The 2,986-nt window shown below is 71.0% G+C and carries 2 protein-coding genes; both read right to left on the bottom strand.

Going from position 1 to position 2,986, the window contains the following annotated elements:
- Positions 1-536 precede the first annotated feature (536 nt).
- Complete coding sequence (locus IFT89_RS15365; RefSeq protein ID WP_064294288.1) at positions 537-1,310, bottom strand: DNA-formamidopyrimidine glycosylase family protein; 774 nt, start codon at positions 1,308-1,310, stop codon at positions 537-539.
- A gap of 80 nt (positions 1,311-1,390) precedes the next feature.
- Positions 1,391-2,986 (bottom strand): Lhr family ATP-dependent helicase (locus tag IFT89_RS15370; RefSeq protein WP_441004805.1); only part of this gene is annotated, 1,596 nt, incomplete at its 5' end.

The raw sequence follows: 2,986 nt of genomic DNA on the forward strand, positions 1-2,986 counted from the left end.
GTCGGGTGGGGCTGCACTTCGACAGGCTCAGTGACCGATGATGATGGCTCTCGGAGACCGATGATGATGGCTCTCGGAGACCGGTGATGATGGCTCTCGGAGACCGGTGACCTGCTGGTCCGTGAGCGTGTTCCGGTCCCTGAGCTTGTCGAAGGGTGGGGTGGGTCCGGTGGGGTTGCACTTCGACAGGCTCAGTGACCGGTGGTGGTGGCTCTCGGGGACCGGTGACCTTCTGGTTCGTGGACATATTCCGGTCCCTGAGCTTGTCGAAGGGTGGGGTGCGTCGGGTGGGGCTGCACTTCGACAGGCTCAGTGACCGGTGGTGGTGGCTCTCGGGGACCGGTGACCTTCTGGTTCGTGAACATATTCCGGTCCCTGAGCTTGTCGAAGGGTGGGGTGCGTCGGGTGGGGTTGCACTTCGACAGGCTCGGTGACCGGTGGTGGTGGGCTCGGTGACCGGTGGTGGTGGGCTCAGTGACCGGCGGCGGTGGCTGAGGGACCGGTTGTGCCTCAGAGGCCGGTACCTTGCCGGCGGCTCAGGTCTGGCAGTGAGGACACCAGTAGGTGTCGCGGAGGGCGGTCGGGTCGGCGCCGAGTTTGCCCCGCTGGATCCGGGTGCCGCACCGCAGGCAGCGCTGGCCGTCGCGTCCGTACACCCACGTCTTCCGACCGGGCCGAGTGTCACCGGTCGTGACCCGGTTGCGGCGGTCGCGATTGGCGTTGATGAGCCGGTAGCCGAGCCGCACGGCACCCGGCAGGTCGACCTCGGCGGTGGGCCTCGTCGGGAGGACGCCGCGGATGAAGCACAGCTCGTTGACGTACTCGTTGCCGAGTCCGGCGAGGTTGCGCTGGTCGAGCAGCGCGACGTGGATCTCGCGGCCGTCGGCTTCGAGGTTGTGGATGGCGCGCTCCTCGTCCCAGTCCGGACCGAGGAGGTCGGGACCGAGCCAGCCGAAGCGCTCCTCGTCCTCGCGGGAGGGGAACACCTCGACGAGGCCGAGTTCGAACCCGACCGTCACCCAGTGCTGCGTCGACACGATCGCGCGGGCCTTCCACGCCGGTCGCCGCCAGTGCTCGCCCGGCTGGTAGACGTGCCACAGCCCCTCCATCTTGAGGTGCGTGTGGAGCGTGTGGTCGCCGATGTGGTGCAGGAGGTGCTTGCCGCGCGGGATGACGTCGTGGACGACGTCGCCCCGGAGGTCGACGGTCGCGAAGGCGGGCACCCGCAGGTCGAAGCCGGTCACGACCTCACCGGCGAGCGCCTGCCGCAACCGGTGCGCGGCTTGGAAGACCGTGTCACCCTCTGGCATGAACCGCTCCGTCCGTTCCGGCTACGGTGCCACCGGCACGGTGTCCGGCGCAACCCGTGGCGGAACGGCCGTGCGCCGGTTCACCCACGCCGGAGCCGCAATCCACGTGGCGTCTCGACGAATCCGGCGTCGCGCAGGGCGTATCCCGTCGGGGTGCCGAGCACGAAGGCGCCGTTGACCTGCTCGATGCCGAGTTTCTCGATGCGACCCGCCCGCACCGTGGACGCCAGGGAACGCGCCCCGGCGCGGAGCTGGTCGTCGTCCTCCGAGAACACGAGCGCCGTCTTGCCACCGCGTTCCAGGTAGTAGACCGGTGCTCCATCGACGAGGACGACGAGTGCACCCGCCTTCCGTCCTGGCCGGTGCTTAACCCCGGTGACCTCCTGGCCCGGCCACCCGAGGGCCGCGCCGTAGGGGTTCGCCGGGTCGGTCGCGGCGAGGGTGACGGCGTCGAGCGGTGGCTCGTCGTCGGAGCGGATGAACCCGCGCAGGCGGTCGACCGTGCCGGAGGAGGCGAACTGCGCGCCGCCGAGGCGTTCCACGAAGTACCCGCGGCGGCAGCGACCGTTCTCCTCGAACTGCTTCAGCACGCGGTAGGCGAGGGCGAAGCCGCCCGTCACGCCCTCCGCGACGACGGAGCCGCGCGTCACGACGCCGTACCGTTCGAGCAGGGTCTCGCCCGTGGCGACGGCACGGATGGTGGCGTCCTGCTCGGCCAGCGGCAGGATCGACCACCGGCCGCCGAGGGTCTGGCTCGCGCGCGTCGACATCGAGGGACGTTGCAGGTTGCGTCCGCGGTACAGCTTCGAGCGCGGGGTCTGCCGTTGCACCCGGTGCGCCGAGTTCCCCGAGCCGGAACCCACGAGCGTGCGGAGCGGTGAGAAGGTGTCGTTGGTGACGAGCCCGGCCCACACGAGCTCCCAGAGGGCGTCGACGAGGAGCTTGTCGTCCGTCGAGCCGACCGACTCCGCGAGCTGCCGGAAGAAGTACGCGCCGCCCCCGCCGAGCGTTGCGAGCAGTTCGGTCTGCAGGGCGTCGGGGGTGTGCGGTGTCGGAGCGAGCGGCAGCGTGAGGGGTGCCGTGTCGGCGAGGTGGAGCGCGACCCAGCCGTCGTTGCCGGGGATCGAACCGCTGCCCGACCACACGACCTCGCCCGTCGCGGTGAGCTCGTCGAGCATCGCGGGACTGTAGTCGGCGACGCGCGAGGGGAGGATCAACGACTCCCAGGCCGACGCCGGGATGGGCGCGCCGGCGAGCTGGTCGATGACCGTCGCGACGCCGTCGACGCCGCGGAGCGTCCCGCCGAGGTGCTGCCACACCGGCAGGAACCGGGCGAACGCCTGCTGCTCGACGGGCTCGACCTCGTGCCGCAGCGCGGCGAGCGAACGGATGCGGAGCTTGCGCAGCACGCCGGCGTCGCACCACTCCGTCGCATCGGTGGGGCTGCGGTCGGCATCTTCGTCCTCGCCCACCTGCTGCCGACCTGCGGGGAGGAACTCACCCTTGACCACGCGGCCGGCGTCGGCCAGCCGGGCGAGCGTGTGCTGGACCACCGCGGTCCCGAGACCGAAGCGCCTGGCGGTCTGCCCGGTCGTGAACGGCCCGTGCGTGCGCGCGTGGCGGGCGAGGAGGTCGCCCAACGGATCGGCGACCGGCTCGGTGAACGCGACCGGCAC

This window comes from Plantibacter sp. CFBP 13570 (assembly GCF_014841395.1).
Classification (GTDB): domain Bacteria; phylum Actinomycetota; class Actinomycetes; order Actinomycetales; family Microbacteriaceae; genus Plantibacter; species Plantibacter auratus.

What these genes read in the sequence shown, in the direction of transcription:
- IFT89_RS15365 (WP_064294288.1), bottom strand. Translation starts at nt 1,310, where the DNA reads ATGCCAGAGGGTGACACGGTCTTCCAAGCCGCGCACCGGTTGCGGCAG.